This window comes from Roseateles sp. L2-2 (assembly GCF_050613215.1).
Lineage (GTDB): Bacteria > Pseudomonadota > Gammaproteobacteria > Burkholderiales > Burkholderiaceae_C > Roseateles > Roseateles noduli.
In genome coordinates, this window is the sequence record NZ_CP192509.1 from 365,014 (window position 1) to 382,623 (window position 17,610).

Annotated in this window: 14 protein-coding genes; 2 read left to right on the top strand and 12 right to left on the bottom strand. The window is 69.2% G+C overall.

Annotated features, from left to right (window positions below):
• The first annotated feature begins 281 nt into the window (after nt 1-281).
• Together ACQZ13_RS01725 and ACQZ13_RS01730 are read left to right on the top strand one after the other, a co-directional pair.
• The gene (locus tag ACQZ13_RS01725) at nt 282-572 is read left to right on the top strand and encodes a type II toxin-antitoxin system RelB/DinJ family antitoxin (RefSeq protein ID WP_431049572.1); all 291 of its coding nucleotides are present in this window, start codon (nt 282-284) and stop codon (nt 570-572) included.
• Nucleotides 532-855 (top strand): type II toxin-antitoxin system YafQ family toxin, encoded by a 324-nt coding sequence (locus ACQZ13_RS01730; protein ID WP_431049573.1) that lies wholly within the window; start codon nt 532-534, stop codon nt 853-855. The genes ACQZ13_RS01725 and ACQZ13_RS01730 overlap by 41 nt, the downstream gene beginning before the upstream one ends.
• Nucleotides 856-869: 14 nt before the next feature.
• Here ACQZ13_RS01730 and ACQZ13_RS01735 read toward each other — a convergent pair whose 3' ends face one another.
• The 12 genes from ACQZ13_RS01735 to ACQZ13_RS01790 all read right to left on the bottom strand — a co-directional run bounded on the left by ACQZ13_RS01735 (nt 870) and on the right by ACQZ13_RS01790 (nt 17,537).
• Nucleotides 870-1,868 carry a peptide ABC transporter ATP-binding protein gene (locus tag ACQZ13_RS01735; protein ID WP_431049574.1) on the bottom strand — a complete coding sequence of 333 codons (999 nt, stop codon included), beginning with the start codon at nt 1,866-1,868 and terminating at the stop codon, nt 870-872.
• Entirely contained in the window at nt 1,865-2,809 is a 945-nt protein-coding gene (locus tag ACQZ13_RS01740) for an ABC transporter ATP-binding protein (protein WP_431049576.1), read from the bottom strand. Before ACQZ13_RS01740 ends, ACQZ13_RS01735 begins: the two co-directional genes overlap by 4 nt.
• The gene (locus ACQZ13_RS01745; RefSeq protein WP_431049577.1) at nt 2,809-3,720 is read right to left on the bottom strand and encodes an ABC transporter permease subunit; all 912 of its coding nucleotides are present in this window, start codon (nt 3,718-3,720) and stop codon (nt 2,809-2,811) included. Before ACQZ13_RS01745 ends, ACQZ13_RS01740 begins: the two co-directional genes overlap by 1 nt.
• Nucleotides 3,721-3,727: 7 nt before the next feature.
• Nucleotides 3,728-4,738, bottom strand: coding sequence for an ABC transporter permease subunit (locus ACQZ13_RS01750; RefSeq protein ID WP_431049578.1), 1,011 nt, complete (start codon nt 4,736-4,738; stop codon nt 3,728-3,730).
• 63 nt (nt 4,739-4,801) lie between these two features.
• Nucleotides 4,802-5,647, bottom strand: coding sequence for an N-acetylmuramoyl-L-alanine amidase (locus tag ACQZ13_RS01755; protein ID WP_431049579.1), 846 nt, complete (start codon nt 5,645-5,647; stop codon nt 4,802-4,804).
• A 31-nt stretch (nt 5,648-5,678) separates the two neighbouring features.
• Nucleotides 5,679-6,686 (bottom strand): N-acetylglucosamine kinase, encoded by a 1,008-nt coding sequence (locus ACQZ13_RS01760; protein ID WP_431049580.1) that lies wholly within the window; start codon nt 6,684-6,686, stop codon nt 5,679-5,681.
• Nucleotides 6,687-6,915: 229 nt separating this feature from the next.
• Complete coding sequence (locus tag ACQZ13_RS01765) at nt 6,916-10,359, bottom strand: TonB-dependent receptor (RefSeq protein ID WP_431049581.1); 3,444 nt, start codon at nt 10,357-10,359, stop codon at nt 6,916-6,918.
• Nucleotides 10,360-10,906: 547 nt separating this feature from the next.
• Nucleotides 10,907-12,427: a glycoside hydrolase family 10 protein gene (locus tag ACQZ13_RS01770; protein ID WP_431049582.1), complete on the bottom strand. Its 1,521-nt coding sequence runs from the start codon at nt 12,425-12,427 to the stop codon at nt 10,907-10,909.
• Nucleotides 12,428-12,462: 35 nt separating this feature from the next.
• Nucleotides 12,463-13,611 (bottom strand): acyltransferase family protein, encoded by a 1,149-nt coding sequence (locus ACQZ13_RS01775; protein ID WP_431049583.1) that lies wholly within the window; start codon nt 13,609-13,611, stop codon nt 12,463-12,465.
• On the bottom strand, nt 13,608-14,897 hold the full coding sequence (locus tag ACQZ13_RS01780) for an MFS transporter (RefSeq protein WP_431049584.1): 1,290 nt from the start codon (nt 14,895-14,897) through the stop codon (nt 13,608-13,610). Before ACQZ13_RS01780 ends, ACQZ13_RS01775 begins: the two co-directional genes overlap by 4 nt.
• Nucleotides 14,898-15,038: 141 nt before the next feature.
• On the bottom strand, nt 15,039-15,932 hold the full coding sequence (locus ACQZ13_RS01785; protein WP_431049585.1) for an N-acetylmuramic acid 6-phosphate etherase: 894 nt from the start codon (nt 15,930-15,932) through the stop codon (nt 15,039-15,041).
• Between the two features lie 201 nt (nt 15,933-16,133).
• Nucleotides 16,134-17,537: a hypothetical protein gene (locus ACQZ13_RS01790; RefSeq protein WP_431049586.1), complete on the bottom strand. Its 1,404-nt coding sequence runs from the start codon at nt 17,535-17,537 to the stop codon at nt 16,134-16,136.
• Nucleotides 17,538-17,610 lie beyond the last annotated feature (73 nt).

The window sequence follows — 17,610 nt, forward strand, 5'->3', positions numbered from 1 at the left end:
AGGAGGGCAAGCCGCGCATTGTCGAAACGCCGCTTCCCAGGTCACAACTGAAATGGGCGGGTTGGACCATAACACTGGGTTATGCAGGCGATTGCGGTGTCGCCAAGTTCCCACTTCATCACTCAAAACTACGAAAGCATCAATTCATGGATGACGGCTAGAAGCGCGATTCAATGGCTGCGCACATCATCATCCGCAGCTTCCCCTGGTCCTCCGGAACCAAGAGTCGTATATTCCACACTTGTAGCGACAATGTAGCTACGTTTGCGCAGGGGAACCTTATGAACCTAGCCATCAAATCTACCGAATTGCGATCCCGCGTCGAACCTGAGCTCAAGGACTCCGCTGCGGAGGTTCTGGCTCAATGCGGCCTGACTCTCAGCGATGCCATCCGTCTCTTTCTGACGCAGGTCGTGCTGCACAACGGACTTCCGTTCGAGGTGAAGGTGCCGAATGCGGAAACCCGCGCGGCAATGGAGGAAGCCCGTGCGATCACGCGCGCCCGATTCGGTTCCGGGAAGGAACTGATCGATGATCTTGAAAAAAAGGTCCGCCCGCGAAAAGCGCGCTGAGCCGCCCTTCATCACGGACTACGCCGCCAAGTTCCTGCGGGACTGGGAGCGGCTGTCGCATTCGGGCCGCTATGACATGCGACGCTTGAAGGAAACCATGCTTTTGCTGGTTGCCAACGAGGGGCCATTGCCGCCCGAGTACAAGGATCACGCCCTGTCAGGGCAGATGCGGGATCACCGGGAGTGCCATATCGGCGGAGACTTTCTGCTGATCTATCACGTGCGAGGCAATGAGATCGTCTTTGTCCGAGCAGGCACGCACGCGGAACTTTTCGGTTGCTGAGGCTGCGTTGAGCGTCAGATCACATCACAAGCCACTAGCCGCCCATCAATGTCACGCAACTCCGGCCGCACCTCCGCGCAGCGCGCGACGGCCATCGGGCAGCGTTGATGGAACGCGCATCCCGTCGGCGGCTTCAGCGGGCTGGGCAGCTCGCCGTGGATGCGGATGCGCTGGCGGCGGTCGGCCGGGCGCAGCGCCGGCGTGGCGCTGATCAGCGCCTGCGTGTACGGATGCAGCGGCTTGGCGAAGAGGCGGCGCTTGTCGCCGTGCTCCACCACGCGGCCCAGGTACATCACCATCACCTCGTCGGCCACATGCTCCACCACCGCGAGGTTGTGCGAGATGAACACGTAGCCGGTCCCGAACTCCTCCTGCAGGTCCATGAAGAGATTCAGGATCTGCGCCTGGATCGAGAGGTCCAACGCCGACGTCGGCTCGTCCGCGACGACGATGCCCGGCTGCATCACCATCGCCCGCGCGATCGCGATGCGCTGGCGTTGACCGCCCGAGAACATGTGCGGGTAACGCTGCAGGTGCTCCTGGCGCAGGCCCACCTTCGCGGCCAGCGCCTCGATGCGCTCCCTCCGCTCGGCGTGGCTCAGCGGCGTGTTGATGACCAGCGGCTCCGCCAGCGTCGACGCGATCGTCTTGCGCGGATTCAACGCCGCATACGGGTTCTGGAACACCATCTGCACGTCGCGTCGCAAGGCCTTGCGCGCTGAGGCGTCCGCGGCGTCTCGGCCGTGGATGCGCAGATCGCCGGAGGTCGGCGTCTCGATCAGCGTCAGCGCCCGCGCCAGCGTGGACTTGCCGCAGCCCGATTCGCCGACGACCGCCAGCGTCTTGCCGGGAGCGAGCGAGAAGCTGACGCCGTCCAGCGCCCGCACCGTCGCCTTCGGTGCGAACCAGCCGCGGCTCACGCGGTAGTGCCGGGCGAGGTCGCGCGCCACCAGGAGCGGCGCCGCGCTGGCGCTTGCGCCCGCGGCGACAGACTTGTCTGGCACGGCGGTCATGCGACGGACTCCTCGATCAACGGATAGAAGCAGCGCACGCCTTCGACGACGTCCGGACGCGCTTCGCGGCAGTGCGGCTGCACGCGCGCGCAGCGCGGCGAGAACAGGCACCCCGTCGGCCGGTCCAGCGCGCCCGGCACGATGCCCGGCAGCGCCTGAAGCCGCCGTGCGCCGCGGTTGTGCTCCGGGATCGCCTCCATCAGCGCGGCCGTGTACGGATGCTTCGGCGCCTCGAAGACCTCGGGCAAGGGGCCCGTCTCCACTATCTGGCCCGCGTACATGACGGCGACGCGCTGCGCCATCTCCGCCACCACGGCCAGGTCGTGCGTGATCATCACCAGCGCCATGCCCTGCTCGCGCTGCAGGCGCAGCAGCAGGTCCATGATCTGCGCCTGGATCGTCACGTCGAGCGCCGTCGTCGGCTCGTCGGCGATCAGCAGCTTCGGGGAACACGCGATCGCCAGCGCGATCATCACGCGCTGGTTCATGCCGCCGGACAGCTCGTGCGGATAGGCCTTCAGCCGGCTGGCGGCGTCGGGGATCTCGACCTGCTCCAGCAGTTCCGTCGCGCGCTGGCGCGCCGCGGCGCCGCGCAGGCCGAGGTGGGCGCGCAGCACTTCCTCCAGCTGGTGGCCGACGGTGTAGCTCGGGTTGAGGCTGGCCAGCGCATCCTGGAACACCATCGCGATGTCCTTGCCGATCAGCCGGCGCCGCTGCGAGGCGCTCATGCCCAGCAAGTCCCGACCCTGGAAGCGCAGCGCCGTCGCGCTCACCTGTCCGGGCGGATCGATCAGGCCCATCAGCGCCATCATGCTCACGGACTTGCCGGAGCCGGACTCGCCGACGATGCCCAGCACCTCGCCCGGCGCGACGTCGAGATCGACGCCGTCCACCGCCGGGAACGCGCCGAAGCGCACGCGCAGGTCGCGGATCTCCAGCATCACGAGACCCTCTTCAGGCGCGGATCGAGCGCGTCGCGCAGCCCGTCGCCCATCAGGTTGACGCTCAAGACCGACAGCAGGATCGCCAGGCCCGGCAGCGTCACCACCCACGGCGCGCGGACGATGTAGTCCCGGGCCGACGAGAGCATCGTCCCCCACTCCGCCGTCGGCGCCTGCACGCCCAGTCCGAGGAAACCGAGGCCGGCCGCCTCGAGGATCGCCGCCGAGAAGCTCAGCGACGCGTTGACGATCAGCGGCGCCAGGCAGTTCGGCAGCACCGCCGAGAACATCAGCCGCCAGGTCGACGCGCCGGCCACGCGGCTGGCGGTGACGTAGTCCTTGCAGAGTTCGGCCATCGCCGCGGCGCGCGTGAGCCGGACGTACTCCGGCAGGCTGCCGACGGCGATCGCGATCACCGTGTTCGTCAGGCCCGGGCCGAGGACCGTGATCACGCAGATCGCCAGCAGCAGGCCGGGCAGCGCCAGCATCACGTCCATCACGCGCATGACGACGGGTGCGAGCAGCCGTTGATGGAAGGCCGCCAGCAGGCCCAGCAACACGCCGGGGATCAGCGACAGCACCACCGACGCCAGGCCGATGCCCAGCGACACCCGCGCGCCGTGCAGCAGGCGCGACAGCAGGTCGCGGCCGAGCTCGTCGGTGCCGAGCAGGAATCGGGTCTGTCCGCCGTCCATCCAGATCGGCGGCGTCAGCATGTGCTCGCGGTACTGCCGCACCGGATCGTGCGGCGATATCCAGGGCGCCAGCAGCGCGGCCAGCGCCAGCAGCGTGAAGACGATCAGCGCGACCAGCGCGCCGCGGTTGGCGGAGAAGCCGCGCCAGAACTCGGCGAGCGGGCCAGGTGGCGCGATCGTCGGCGTGGTCGAAGGTGTGGAGGGGAGGGCGCTCATGGACGTCTCATCCCTGCTTGCGAATGCGCGGGTTCACCACGCCGTACAGCAGGTCCACCAGCAGGTTGACCGCGATGAAGGTGCAGGCCGAGATCAGGATCCCCGCCTGGACCACCGGATAGTCGCGCCGCGCGATCGCGTCGATCAGCCACTTGCCGATGCCGGGCCAGCTGAAGATGGTCTCGGTCAGCACCGCGCCGGCCAGCAGGCTGCCGACCTTCAGTCCGATGACCGTGATCACCGGGATCAGCGCGTTGCGCAGGCCGTGCACCAGCACCACCCGCGCCGGCGACAGGCCGCGCGCGCGGGCGCTGCGCATGTAGTCCTCGCGCAGCACCTCCAGCAGGCTGGAGCGCGTCATGCGCGCGATCACCGCCGTCGTGCTGGTGCCCAGCACCAGCGCCGGCAGCAGCAGGTGCCGCAGCGCCGAGCGCCACGCGCCGGCCTCGTCGTGCAGCGCCGCGTCGATCAGCATGAAGCCGGTGACGCGCTGGACGTCGTACTCGACCGCGATGCGGCCCGACACCGGCGTCCAGCCCAGGCCCACCGAGAAGAACATGATGAGGATCAGCCCCCACCAGAACACCGGCATCGAGTAGCCCACCGTCGCCACGCCCATCACGCCCTGGTCCAGCAACGAGCCGCGCCGCAGCGCCGCGCCCGTGCCCAACGCCATGCCGAGCACGATCGCCAGCAGCAGCGCGAAGAGCGCCAGCTCCGCCGTCGCCGGGAACAGCGCGAGGAACTCGTGCGACACCGGCTCGTGCGACACCAGCGAGCGCCCCAGATCGCCGTGCAGCAGGCCGCCGACGTAGTCCGCGTACTGGCGCCACAGCGGCTGGTCCAGGCCGAGCTCGTGCATCAGCCGCGCGTGCGTGGCGTCGTCGAGCGCGCGCTCGCCCATCATGATCGCGATCGGATCGCCCGGCACCTGCCGGATCAGGCCGAAGGCGACCAGCGTCACGCCGATCAAGGTCGGCAGCAACGTGGCCAGGCGGCGGAGCAGGAAGTTCAGCAAGGCGGGCGGCGGCGGGCGTGCGTGGCGGGTCAGTCGGGCTCAGTCGGGATCGATCGCGTCCGATCAGTACGCCGAGCGCGGCTGGTTGTCCGCCGGCAGCGGCTTCTTCATCAGCATCCCGCCGGGCGTCGTGACGACCTCCAGCAGCGCGGCGGTCTCGGCGTCCATGTCGCCGGTGAAGTTGGTCGGGCGGTACTTCATCTGGAAGGTGCTGATCACCTCGCGCGTGGCGGTGTCCAGCAGGCCGGTCTGCGGCGTCTGGTAGCCGATCTGCGCCAGCCGCTTCTGGAACCAGACGGCGTCCGGCACCGGCGCGACCTGGTAGATCGCCTGCTTGATCTGGACCTGCGCGGGATCGGGCCAGGCGATCAGGCCGGCGTCGGCCAGCTGCTTCCAGGGGAATTCCGGACCCGGGTCCTGCTTGCGGCCCGGTGCGATGTCGTTGTGGCCGAGGATGCGGTCCGAGCGGATGCCGTGACGCGCGACGATCTCCTTGACCAGCTTGATCACGTCGTCGATCTGCGCCTGCGGATAGGGCGCGTAGACGCGGCCCATCGGCGTCTCGGTGAAGCCGGGGTTCACGATCTCGATGCCGATCGAGGCCGAGTTCAGGTTGGTCGCGCCGCCCCAGTAGCTGACGCCGCCGTGCCAGGCGCGGCGGTTCTCGTCCACCAGCTGGTAGACCTTGGAGGGGGTCTCCTGCACCAGGTAGTGGGCCGAGACCTTGCCGCCGGTCGTCAGCACCTTCATCGACTTCTCGAAGTCGATCACGGTGTAGTGAATGATCAGGAACTGCGCGCGGCTGTCCTGGTTCTCCGACACATGGGTGCGGTCGATCTGCAGTGCCGTCGGCGTGGCGCAGGCCGCCAGCAGGGCGGCGGCGGCGAGGGTCAGGAGCTTGGTTTTCATGAGGCTTTTGCGGCGCTGTTCATGGCGCTTTTCATGACGCGAGGGCGGCCCGCCTCGCGGCGGCCAGGGCGGTGTCGGGTTGATGGACGGTGAGGGGCAGGTCTTGCGGCAGCGCGTCGCGCAGGCCGGCTTCGATCGCGGGATGCAGGTCCAGGACGCGTCCGGCGGCGCTGACCGGGCGCGGGCCCAGCCGGCGCACCAGCGCCAGCGGCAGCCGGGCGAGCTCGCGGCCCGCGCGGTGCAGCAGGGCGAGCGCGTCGGTGTCGTCGTCCGCGGCGGCGCGCGCGACGGCCAGCGCCAGCCGGCCGATCGAGCCGCGTCGCGCGGCGCTGTCGCCGCCGTACATGAAGGCGCGCGTCGTCGGCCAGTCGGCGCCGCCGAGCTCGTCGAACAGATGCCGCGCGAGCGGGGAATCGGTCCAGGCGCCGGGCGAGTCGTCCTCGCGCCGCCAGACCAGCGCGAGCGCCTCGCGCGCGATCCACTGGCCGCTGCCTTCGTCGCCCAGCAGCGGACCGCGGCCGCCGGCGCGGTGCAGCGTGCCGGCCTCGTCGATGAAGGCCGCGATGGCGCCGGTGCCGGCGTAGACCAGATAGCCCTCGCCGGGCCGGAAGAGGGCGTGCCAGGCTTGCGCGATGTCGCTGTCGCACTGGATCTGCGTCGGTGCCAGGCCCAGTTGCTGGGCGAGCAGGGCACGGAGTTGCCGGCCGGCGGGGCCGTCGGGCTCGCCGAGCCCGGTGATGCCGGCCTGCAGCCCGCGCAGCGCGCCCGGCGCTGCCTGCGACAGGACCGCGGCGGCCAGCGATTGCAGCGTCTGCGCCAGCACGACGCGTCCGGCGCTGGTGTCCAGCAGCAGCGCGCTGAAGCCGCCGACCTCGCCGCGCGCCACCAGCGTGCCGTCGGGCCGGGCCAGCGCCCAGCGCGTCTGCGTGCCGCCGGCATCCAGGCCCAGGCCCAGCGGACCGGATGCCGTGCCCGCACGGACGGGCGCAGGCCGGTCAGGGGCGAGGGAATCGGCGATGGCGGAAGGCGTGGAACTCATGGCGGCGTCGGCGCGCGGAGCTTACGAGGGGCGCCGTGCGTTCGCCATTGTCAATGCACGTGACAGGTATGAGTTGGGCTCATGGCTCGATGGGGGAACGGAGGCCCAGGATCAGGTGGGCGACGCGCCATGAAAAACGGGCTCCCGAAGGAGCCCGTTGCGTTGCCGTGAAGGACCGGCCGCGAGGGCCGGTCGATCGCGCGGATCGTGTTGCCGATCGAGTCGTGGATCAGAACTCGTAGGCAGCCGTGATCTGGACGGCCCATTGCGATTCGCCCTTGACCTGGCGGATGGCCAGGTTGTCGTTGATCGCGTTGGCGTTGGTGCGGTACACGTAGTTGCCCTGGGCATCGATACCGGCGAAGTTCACGAAGCTGCGACGGTTGCCGCCGGCCGACTGGAAGGTGACTTCGTCGATGCGGCCCCACTTCTTGTTGAGCAGGTTGCCGATGTTCAGGATGTCGAACGTGACCTTGCCCTTGTGCTGCGGGAAGAAGCCGGGCACTTCCTGGCTCAGGCGCAGGTCGAAGCTGTTCACGAACTGCGAGAACGAGCTGTTGCGCGGCACCACGGCGCCCTTGTACTTCGCCAGGTCCGGGTTGTTGTCGACGATGTTCCAGAACGCCGCCTCGTCCGCCGGGGTGGCGAACTTGACGCCGGGGGCGCCGCGCGAGGCCGGGATGTACAGCAGGTCGTTGCCGGCCACGCCGTCGCCGTTCATGTCGTTCAGGAAGGTCCAGCTGTAGGGCTTGCCCTTGCGGCCTTCCCAGAACAGGCCGACGTTGGTCTTCAGGTTGCTGATGAAGGCCTTCTGCCACGTCACGTTGGCCGTGAACCGGTCGCGGATCATGTACGCCGAGTTGGCGGCCACGTTCTCGTTCGGGTTGAAGATGGCGCGCGAGTTGAAGTTGGAGTTCGCCACCGACGAGGTCAGCGGGCTGACTTCCGACGCTTCCGTGTACGTGTAGGCGACGCCGAAGCCGAAGCCGTCACGCGCCGGGCGCTGGAACGACAGGGTGATGGCATTGCCGTCGCCCTTCTTCGTCTTCGTCGCCATCGTCACGTTGTTGTAGGCCTCGTTCGACAGCGCGCGCGAGCGGCCGCCGGCGCAGGCGCCCGCGGTGCTCAGGCTGCCGTTCGTGGCGGTCCAGCAACCCGTGGCGTAGCTCTGCGGCGTGTAGTACAGCGAGCGGCCGTCCGGACCGGTGGCGGTCGGATCGCCCAGGTTCAGATGCTGGTAGTAGATGCCGGTCTGGACCTTGGTGTAGACCCATTCCACGCCGAAGTTCATGCCGAAGAACGGCAGCTCGGCGTCATAGGCCAGGTTCATCTTCCAGACGGAAGGCTGGCCCAGGCCCTTCTGCACGAAGTCGACGTTGGCCGCCGGCGTGGTGCCGGACAGGATCGGCTGATTGTCCGGATTCGCGTTGAACACGCCCGACGCGGTGCCCGAGCAGGCGCTCAGACCCGCGGCGCCGCAACCGATGATGCGCGTGGCCATCCCGGTGTTGGAGTACGGGTTGGTCAGCCACACGGAGGCCGCGGCACCCTGGAACAGGCCGAAGCCGCCGCGGATCTGCTTCTTGTGGGTGGCGCGGTTGTCCAGCGCGTAGTTGAAGCCGAAGCGCGGCTGGAACAGGTTCTCGCCGTCGACGGTCTGCGAGTTGTCGTAGCCGAAGCCGCCGGTGGCGCGGGCCACCGTGTTGGCGCCGGTCACGCGGCCCGCCACCGGGGCGACGGCCGCGGCGGCGTTGAACGTCGGCTTGTCGTCCGTGCTCAGCTGGTCGACGCGGAAGCCGGCCGTGATGTTCAGGTCCTTGGAGATGTTCCAGGTGTCCTGCACGAACAGGCCGGCCTGCTGCAGCGTCCACTGCGCGATGCCGTTGTCCAGCGTGCCGCCGGCGACCGGCACCTGCACCTGGTACGACGACGGACGGCCGCGGGTGAAGTTCTCCAGCACGGCCGCCTGCACCTGCGCCGCCGTGGCGGTGCTGCAGTTGATGCTGCCGAAGCTGTAGGTCCAGTTGGCGCCGTTGGTGTTCTCGCAACCGAAGGTGTAGTTGCCGTTCACGTTCTGGAAGAACGCGTTGTAGATCTTGTTGCGCTGGATGTCGCCGCCGAACTTGATCTCGTGGTCGCCCTTCACCCAGGTCGCGCCCAGGTAGCCGTCGACGGTCTTGGTGTCGAGGACGTTGAACTGGCGGCTCTGCTCGGTGCCGAAGTTGACGAAGCGGTTGCCCGTGCTGGCGCCCGCCGGCGCGCCGTCAGGCAGCGCGCCGTTGAAGCGGATGCCGATCGCGGGCAGGTCGCTGTTGTTCTGCGGGACGCTGTTGTAGTCGCGGTTGGAGATCTTCAGCTCGGTCGAGAAGTCCGGCGTCCAGTCGGCGAACCACTGGCCGACGACGGTGTCGATCTTCTTCTTCTGCTGCCACCACTGCGAGGTCATCTGCAGACCGGTCGCGCTGTAGCCGCCGAAGGAGCCGTTGTTGGTGTCCGACTGCTCGGTGCGGGCCAGGCGGATGCTGGCGCGGTGCTGGTCGTTGATGTTCCAGTCGACCTTGGCCAGGTAGTCCTTCACCGACAGGCGCGAGGTGCCCATCACGGAGCCGGTGTCGATGCCGTAGGCGTCCTTGGCGGTCTTGGTGATCGCGTCGAGCTGCGCCTGCGAGATCGCGTTGTTCGTCAGCGAGCTGCCGATCGGGCCGAATTCCGGCTGCGCGCGGTTGCTCTTGAGTTCTTCGTAGTTGACGAAGAAGAACAGCTTGTCCTTCAGGATCGGGCCGCCCAGGGTGAAGCCCTTGGTGTCTTCCTTGAAGGGCAGGAACTGGGTGTAGCGCTGGTTGCCGCGGTCGAAGCGGTCGCCCACCATGTCATCGTTGCGATAGACGTAGTAGACGCTGCCCTTGTACTCGTTGGTGCCCGACTTGGTGACGGCGTTGATGTTGGCGCCGGTGTAACCCTTCTGGGTCACGTCGTAGTTGGACAGGTTGACCTGCACCGACTGGATCGCGTCGATCGAGATCGGCTGCTTGGCGGTCGGCAGGTTGTTGGCTTCCAGGCCGAAGCTGTCGTTGATGGCGACGCCGTCGATCGTGATCGAGTTGTAGCGCGAGTTCTGGCCCATGGCCGAGATTTCGCCGCGCTCCTTGTCGGTCTGCGCCAGGCGCGGATCGTTGCGGGCGTAGTCCTGCAGGTTGCGCGCGATCGACGCGTACGAGTCCAGTTCGGCGCGGCTGATCTGCGTGCCGGAACCCATCGTCGAGTTGTTGAACTTCGCGGCGGACGAGGTGCCGGTGGTGACCACGGTCTCCAGCTGCGTCTGCGCCTTGCCCAGCTGCACGTCCAGGCCCAGCGTCTCGGCCAGGGCCAGGTAGACGTTCTCGGAGACTTCGCGGTCGCCGCCCTTGGTCACCGTGATGGTGTAGGGGCCGCCCACGCGCAGGCCGCGTGCGCTGTAGCGGCCGTCGGCGTCGGTGGTCTGCGTGTTCGTGGAGCCGGACTCCTTGTGCAGGATCACCACCGTGGCGCCCGAGACGGGCTTGCCGTCAGCGCCGACCACGCGGCCGCCGATGGCGGAGGTGGTGTTCTGGGCCATCACCGGCGCGGCCGCCACGATGGCGACTGCGACGGATAGCGCCGTCCGCGAAAAACCCGACCAATCTCTTTGACTCATTTCCTGTGCTCCTGTGCGACGTCAGACCGAAAACCCGTTCCGAGGAGGCCGCCAAACGTTCCGCAAACGTTTTCCTTGGCCGACTTCAACGCGATGTACCCCGCGTCCCGTCTTGACCCACCCTCGATTTGTTATTGCGCGAGGCCGGCTTATGCAGCGGCCTTCTTCGCTTATGAAGCAAAAAGCCTACCAGCCGAAACCTGCCGCATCAATGCGGCAATATCGGGAGAGCTCCCCTTCACGTCGCGCTGTCAATGCGCCTTTCGAGCCCTTTTGAAGGGCGGTTCCAGGCACCTTGCCAACGCGTCAGCGGCGCAGTCTGGACAGCGATTGTTGAGGAGCTGTGACAAGTGTTCACTGGCGTTTGCGGTTGGTGCACCCGCGCAACACGTGGCGGAAACACAGCCCCGGGCCGGGGCGCGGCGACACGCGGCGGTGCGCCGCCTGGTCCCGTCTTCGAGTCAGTTTCCAAGGGTTTCCCCTAGGCTCGGCCACCGCACGCGACTCGGGGTCGTCGTTGCGCCGAGTCGACAGAAATCGCCTGGGTTCAGGCGACGAACGCCGCGCGCGCTCCCTCGTCGCCGATCGCGTTGATCGCGGACAGCACCAGCGCTTCGCCGGGAACAGGCTGGGCGATGCGTTCGTCCGGCGGCAGGACGTCGAAACGCCAGACGCCGGCCGGCGGGCGGCGCCACAGCGCGAAGCATCGTGCCGGTGTGCCGGCGACCGAGGCCCGCAGGCCGCCGTCGGACTCGCGCGACAAGGCCGGCGCTTCGCAGCCGGGCGCGGACAGCCAGGGCGTCGCCGGCGCCAGCGCCGCCTGCGCATAGGCGCCGTCGCGCAGCGTGCCGGCGATGCCGCGGCGGTTCTTCAGCAAGGCCACCATGCTGAAGTGCAGATGCCCGCCCGTGGCCGGCGCGCTGCGCATGAGTTCGACCTGCGCCGGGATCTCGTCGACCGGCCAGCCTTCGGCCTCGTTGCCGGCGCGGCTGGTGAACAGGCCCGGCCACATGTGCCGGCCCAGCGGGTTGACGCCCTGCCAGGCGCGCATCAGCGGCTCGAAGGCCTGCGGCTTCTGCGCGCGCGGCCAGTAGAGCTGGGGCGCGACATAGTCCAGCCAGCCCATCGCCATCCAGTGCTCGACGTTGGCATAGAGCTTGTCGTACTGCGAGAACCCGGTGATGCCCGCCGGACGCAGGTCGGGACGAGGCAGGCCGAAGGGGCTGATGCCGACGCGCGCGGTCGGGCGCAGCGCGCGGACCAGTTCGTACATCCGCCGCACCAGCTGGTCGACGTTGTCCCGACGCCAGTCCGCGCGCGGCAGTTTGCCGCTGCCGAGCAGGTAACGCTGCCAGCTGGGCTCGTCGGGGAAGTCGATGTCCTGCTTGGCCGCGTCCTGGACGGGGTAGGGATAGAAGTAGTCGTCGATGTGCAGGCCGTCGACGGCGTAGCGGGTGAGCAGGTCGCGGCAGACGGCCAGCGTGTGTTCCGCGGCGGCGGGCTCGCCCGGATCGATCCAGAGCTGGTCGCCGTACTTCTTCACCCACTCCGGCCGGGTGCGGCTGAGGTGCGTGGGGGCGGCGGCTGACTTTCCGCCGCTCTGCTTCGCGCGGTAGGGGTTCAGCCAGGCGTGCAGTTCGAGGCCCCGCGCATGCGCCTGCTCGATCCACAGCGCGAGGGGGTCATAGCCCGGGCCCTGGCCCTGCACGCCGGAGAGGTACTCGCTCCACGGTTCCAGCGTCGAGCGGTACAGCGCGTCCGCGCTGGTGCGAACCTGCAGCACGATGGCGTTCAGGCGCAGCGCGCGGGCGCTGTCGAGGATGGCGTGGATCTCGGCGATCTGCGCGGCGTCGCTGAGGCCGCGGCGGCTGGGCCAGTCGATGTTGGCGACCGTCGCGACCCAGGCGGCGCGGAACTCGCGCGGCGCGGGCGGCGGCGCGTCGTCGGGCGCGGGGCCCGGCAGCGCGGGTAGGGGCTGCGGCCGGGCGGTGCCGCAACCCGAAAGCGTGCCCAGGGAACCGAGCACCGGTGCGGCCAGGGCCGCGGTCATCCACTGTCGTCGTCGCATCGAAGGCTCTCACCGGGCGGCGCCGCAGGGGCCGCTCACACTTTCACGATCCAGCCGCGTCGCCACATCGCCCACGCGACGCCGTAGAACACCGCCACGAAACCGGCGGCGAACAGCAGCGAGGCGACCCGCGGATCCACCGGCAGCGCGCGCAGCGGCGCGAAGAACCAGGCCTTGAGCGTGACGCCCTCGGCGACGTGGATCAGTCCGAGGAGCCGGGCCACCAGGCCCGACAGCGCGAACAGGAACAACGCGTTCATGCCGAACACCACCAGCGGGCGGAAGCGTCTGGCCATCGCGTCGCGCATCCGCGGCAGCGGTGCGGCATCGAGCAGCCAGTAGAACACGCCGAACACCAGGCATCCCCAGCCCGTCGTGAGGAAAACGAAGGCGGGGGTCCAGAGATTCTTGTTGATGGGCAGGGTCCAGGCGTCGAGGACCTGCGCGACCCAGAGGCAGGCAAGGCCTGACACCAGGAACCAGGTCGCCTTCTCGCCGGGATCGCGGCCGCGGTGCGCCAGCCAGCGGCCGGCGAGCAGGCCGGTGATCTGGCTTGCAACGGCGGGGAGCGTGCTCAACAGGCCTTCCGGGTCCCAGGTCTTGCTCTTGGCCCAGAGGTGGCCGCCGAGCAGCGTCCGGTCCAGCCAGGCGCCGACGTCCTCGCCGGGTTGCAGCGAGCCACGATGCCAGACGCCCGTTGCGTCGGGAACGGCGACGACCGTCTGCACCAGGCCGTAGCCGAGCAGCAGACCCAGACACCAGATCAACTGGGCGCGCCAGCCGCACCAGAGCGCGATGGGCGCGACCAGGATCGTGATCAGGCCAAGGCGCTGCAGGACCCCGGGGATGCGCAGCGTCTCGAAGTGGAAGAACGGGAAGAGATTGAGCGCCAGCCCGATGAGGATGATCGTGGCGCCGCGCCGCCACATGTGGCGAAGCAATGCGGCTCGATCGGCGACCTGGCCGCGGCGGGCCAGGCTGAAGCTCATCGAGATCCCGCTGATGAAGACGAAGAACGGGAAGATCCAGTCGGTGAAGGTCCAGCCGTGCCACTCGGCGTGTTCGAGCGGCGCGAAGAGCTGCGACCAGTCGCCCGGGTTGTTGACCAGCAACATCGCCGCGATGGCGAAACCGCGGAAGGCGTCGAGCGACAGCAGGCGGTCGCCGTTCACGCCGTGGTTCACGGTGCAACCCCCTTGCGGCCGAAGCCCTCGGGGATCCGGATCAGCGCGGTCATGACCAGCGACGGGATCGTCGCGATCAGCACCCACGCGAAGAAGTGCGGATAGCCGAGGTGGTCCTGCAGCCAGCCGCTCCACATGCCCGGCAGCATCATCCCCAGGGCCATGAAGCCGGTGCAGATCGCATAGTGCGCCGTCTTGTGCGGCCCCTCGGCGACCAGGACCATGTACATCAGGTAGGCCGTGAAGCCGAGCCCGTAGCCGAACTGCTCGACCGCCAGCGCCGCGCTGATCACGGCCAGGCTCCCCGGGTGGGCGTAGGCCATGGCCAGGAACACGACGTTGGGCACGTGCATGGCGAGCACCAGCGGCCAGAGCGCCCGCTTCAGGCCGACGCGCGAAATGATCCACCCGCCGAGCAGCCCACCCAGCGTCAGCGCGATCAGGCCGACGGTGCCGTAGGCCAGGCCGACCTCCTTGTTGGTCAGCGCGAGGCCGCCCTTGTCGAGCGCATCCAGCAGGAAGGGCGTGGCGAGCTTCAGCAGCTGCGCCTCGGGGAAGCGGTAGAGCAGGAGGAAGCCCAGCGTCACCGCCAGCCCGGGCTTGCGGAAGAACGCGGCGAAGATCCGGAAGAAGGTGCCCGGCTCGCGCTGGGCGCGCGGGAGGGGCACGTCGGCCGACGGACGCGGCAGCCGCCACAGGTGATACGCCGCGAGGATCAGGAAGCCGCCCGCCAGCACCGCCATCACCCCTTGCCAGGCGAGCACCCAGCTGTCGCCGCGGTCGTGCAGTTCGCCGGCCAGCCACACGAGGCCGCCCTGGCCGCCGATGTTGGCGACGCGATAGAACGTCGAGCGCACGCCGACGAAGGCGGCCTGCTGGTGTTTCTCCAGGGCGAGCAGGTAGAACCCGTCGGCGGCGATGTCGTGCGAGGCCGAGGCGAAGGCCATCAGCCAGAGCACGGCGAGCGACAGCTGGAAGGCGCGCTCCATCGGCAAGGTCAGCGCCACCATCGCGAGCGCCGCACCGACGGCGAACTGCATCGTCACGGTCCACAGGCGCTTGGTGCCCAGCATCTCGACCAGCGGCGACCACAGCGGCTTGATCACCCACGGCAGGTAGAGCCAGCTGGTGTAGAGCGCGATGTCGGTGTTCGAGATCTCCAGGTTCTTGTACATGATGACCGACAGCGTCATCACGACCACATACGGCATGCCTTGGGCGAAGTACAGCGAGGGCACCCAGCGCCAAGGGCTGCCGGCGCTCGGGGAAACGGGTTCAGCGTGCATGGCGCTCAGTGTCGGCGCAAACGTGGCGGGGGCCGCATCGGGGATTGCAGCGCTTGCGTGAGAGGAGCGTGCGGGGACCGTTCACCGAGCGTGTACGACCGGAGCTCGACCGTGGATCGTCCGACGATCGACGCACCGGGTTCAGCGTTCGGCCAGCGCCGCGCGCACGTCGCCGTCGTGCCGCGCGAGCAGGGCCTGGGCGCCGGTGGCGTCGAGCCGGCGCAGCAGCATCACGGTGGCGGTCTTCACGTGGAAGCCGCATTGGTCGAGCGCGGCACGCGCGTCGGCCTCGTCGGTGTCGGCGGCGCGCATCGTCAGCGCGACGGCGCGCCGGACCAGCTTCGCGTTGGTGGCCTTCATGTCCACCATCAGGTTGCCGTAGACCTTGTGCAGCTTGACCATCAGCGCACTGGAGAAACTGTTCAGCGCGATCTTCTGGGCGGTGCCGGCCTTCAGGCGCGTGCTGCCGGAGATCACCTCGGCGCCGGTGTCCAGCAGGATCGGGAATTCGCCGGCGGCCAGCACGGCGGCGCCCGGATTGTTGGCGATGGCGATCGTCAGACTGCCGGCCGCACGTCCGGCGGCCAGCGCGCCCAGCACATAGGGCGTGTGACCCGAGGCGGCAATGCCGATCACCACGTCGTCGGGCGTCGGCGCGAGCGCCTCGATGTCGCGACGGCCCTGAGGCTCGTCGTCCTCCGCGCCTTCCACGGCGACGAACATCGCACCTTCACCGCCCGCCAGCACGGCGACCGCCCGCTCGCGTGGCCAGGAGAAGGTGGGGACCAACTCGACGCTGTCCAGCACGCCCAGCCGGCCGGACGTCCCCGCGCCGGCATACAGCAGCCGACCGCCCGCCGCGATGCGCGGCAAGGCCGCGTCCACCGCCGCAGCCAGCGCCGGCGCCGCCGCACGCACCGCCTCGACCGCCGCCCGCTGGTCGTCGATGAAGACTTCCATCAGCCGGGTGCTGTCGTACAGATCCAGGTCTTGATGGAGCGTGCTGGGAGTTTCGGTGTTCAGAGGGGTGGACATGGGTCGGCCTGGGCAGAAAGGGAGGCCCGCAAGGTGCGGCCTACTCTAGTGGGGGCGCACCCCCGCTGCCAATGAAACGCGGCGGGAGCGCCATAACCCACGGTAATCGCGAGGGCTCTGGCAAGGACTGCCACCTTCAGGGCGCAGGCACGATCCGGGCATGAGGCCTCGCGTCCGCGAACCTCATGCCCTGCTCGCGCCTCACCGACGCCCGTTCATGCGGGCCTCGGCGTCCAGCACGGACGGGATCACCTCGGCGAGCGCCACAGGCGTGGGCGCAGCATCGAGCTCGATCAGCACCATGTAGCCGCGATCGCGACCCTGCGCGGTGAAAGCCTGCAGCAGCGCGATCTGGTCGCTGTGCGCCATCACGCCGTCCGGGGACCAGTACTCCATCGCCACCAGGCAGCCGTCCGACGGCGTGCCCGGGTAGTAGCGGCTGCCGACGTAATAGCGCGGATCGATCGTGCTGCCGTGCATCAGCATCTCGTCACGCCCGGCTCGACCCGCCAGCCACGCCTCCTGCAGCGGCGCGTAGTCGCGCCACGACGCAGGCAGCAGCGAGCGGTAGCGGTCCAAGGTCCATGCCGGCTCGTTCGGGCCGGGGGCGCGCTGTTCGTACTCGGCCACGCTGGCCTCGCCAGGCACCTTCGTGTGCAGGTAGGGCGTCGGACCGATCCAGATGTTGGACGCCGCGCGGCCCGCGCCCTGGATGGTGAAGAGCCCTTGCGGCGTGTTGCCCAGCGTGATCGTGCCGGGGAGGCCGCTGCTGGACAGCGCCAGCTGTTCGATGTTGAACAGGCCGCCGTCGGGACGTCGGACGAAGCGGCCGTCGGCCTGCCGCACCAGCGCCAGCCCCATCTGCTGGCGACCCGGACGCTGGAAGCTGAACACGACCGGATAGCCCGGGCGGATCGCCAGCAGGTCGGCCAGCGGCGGCCGCGCCGTCTGCGGCACGCCCTGCGCGGCGGCGACCGCCAGCGCGAGCGCCTGCAGACGCGGCTCGTCGCGGTCGCGCTGCGCGAGTTGGGCCTGGATCAAGGCGAGGTCCGCCGGCTGACGCGTCTGCATCAGCGCGTAGGCGGCGATCGCGAATTCGCGCGGCGTGCCCAGCCGCGGCAGCAGCGGGCGGAGCAGCGGCGCCGCGTCGACCGCATAGAGCGTGTACGCCGCCGTCAGCAGCGGTCGCTGGACGTCCGCCGGCTGTGCGTCGAGTGCCGGCAGCGCGGCGAGCAGCGCCGGGCGGGCGGTGTCGATCTCGGTCCGGTAATGGGCGACGAGCTTCAGCGCCTGCGCAAACTCGCGCAACGCCGCGCCGTCCTGCGGCGCGGCCAAGGCCTGGGCGGAAGCGGTCCGGATGCGCGCCCGGTCGGTGCTCCACCGATCCTGGGCCTGGGCGGCGCTGCCGACCGTGGAGCGGAACTGCTCCGGTCGCAGCGCCTGCAGGGCTGCCGGGCTGAAGGGACCGCCGGGCGAGGCCCCGGGGGAGGGCGTCGGCGTCCGAGGCAGTTGGGAACAGGCCGCCAGGAGCAGCGGCGCCGCTAGCGCGGCCCAACGGGGCCAGGACTTGCCGGGGGCGTGGTCAACCACAGGATAAGTCTGCATGACGCCGGATTCTAGGGACGACCAGCTCTTGCCCCGCAGTCGTCGCGGCTTCGCTTTGGGATGCCGGGCTAGG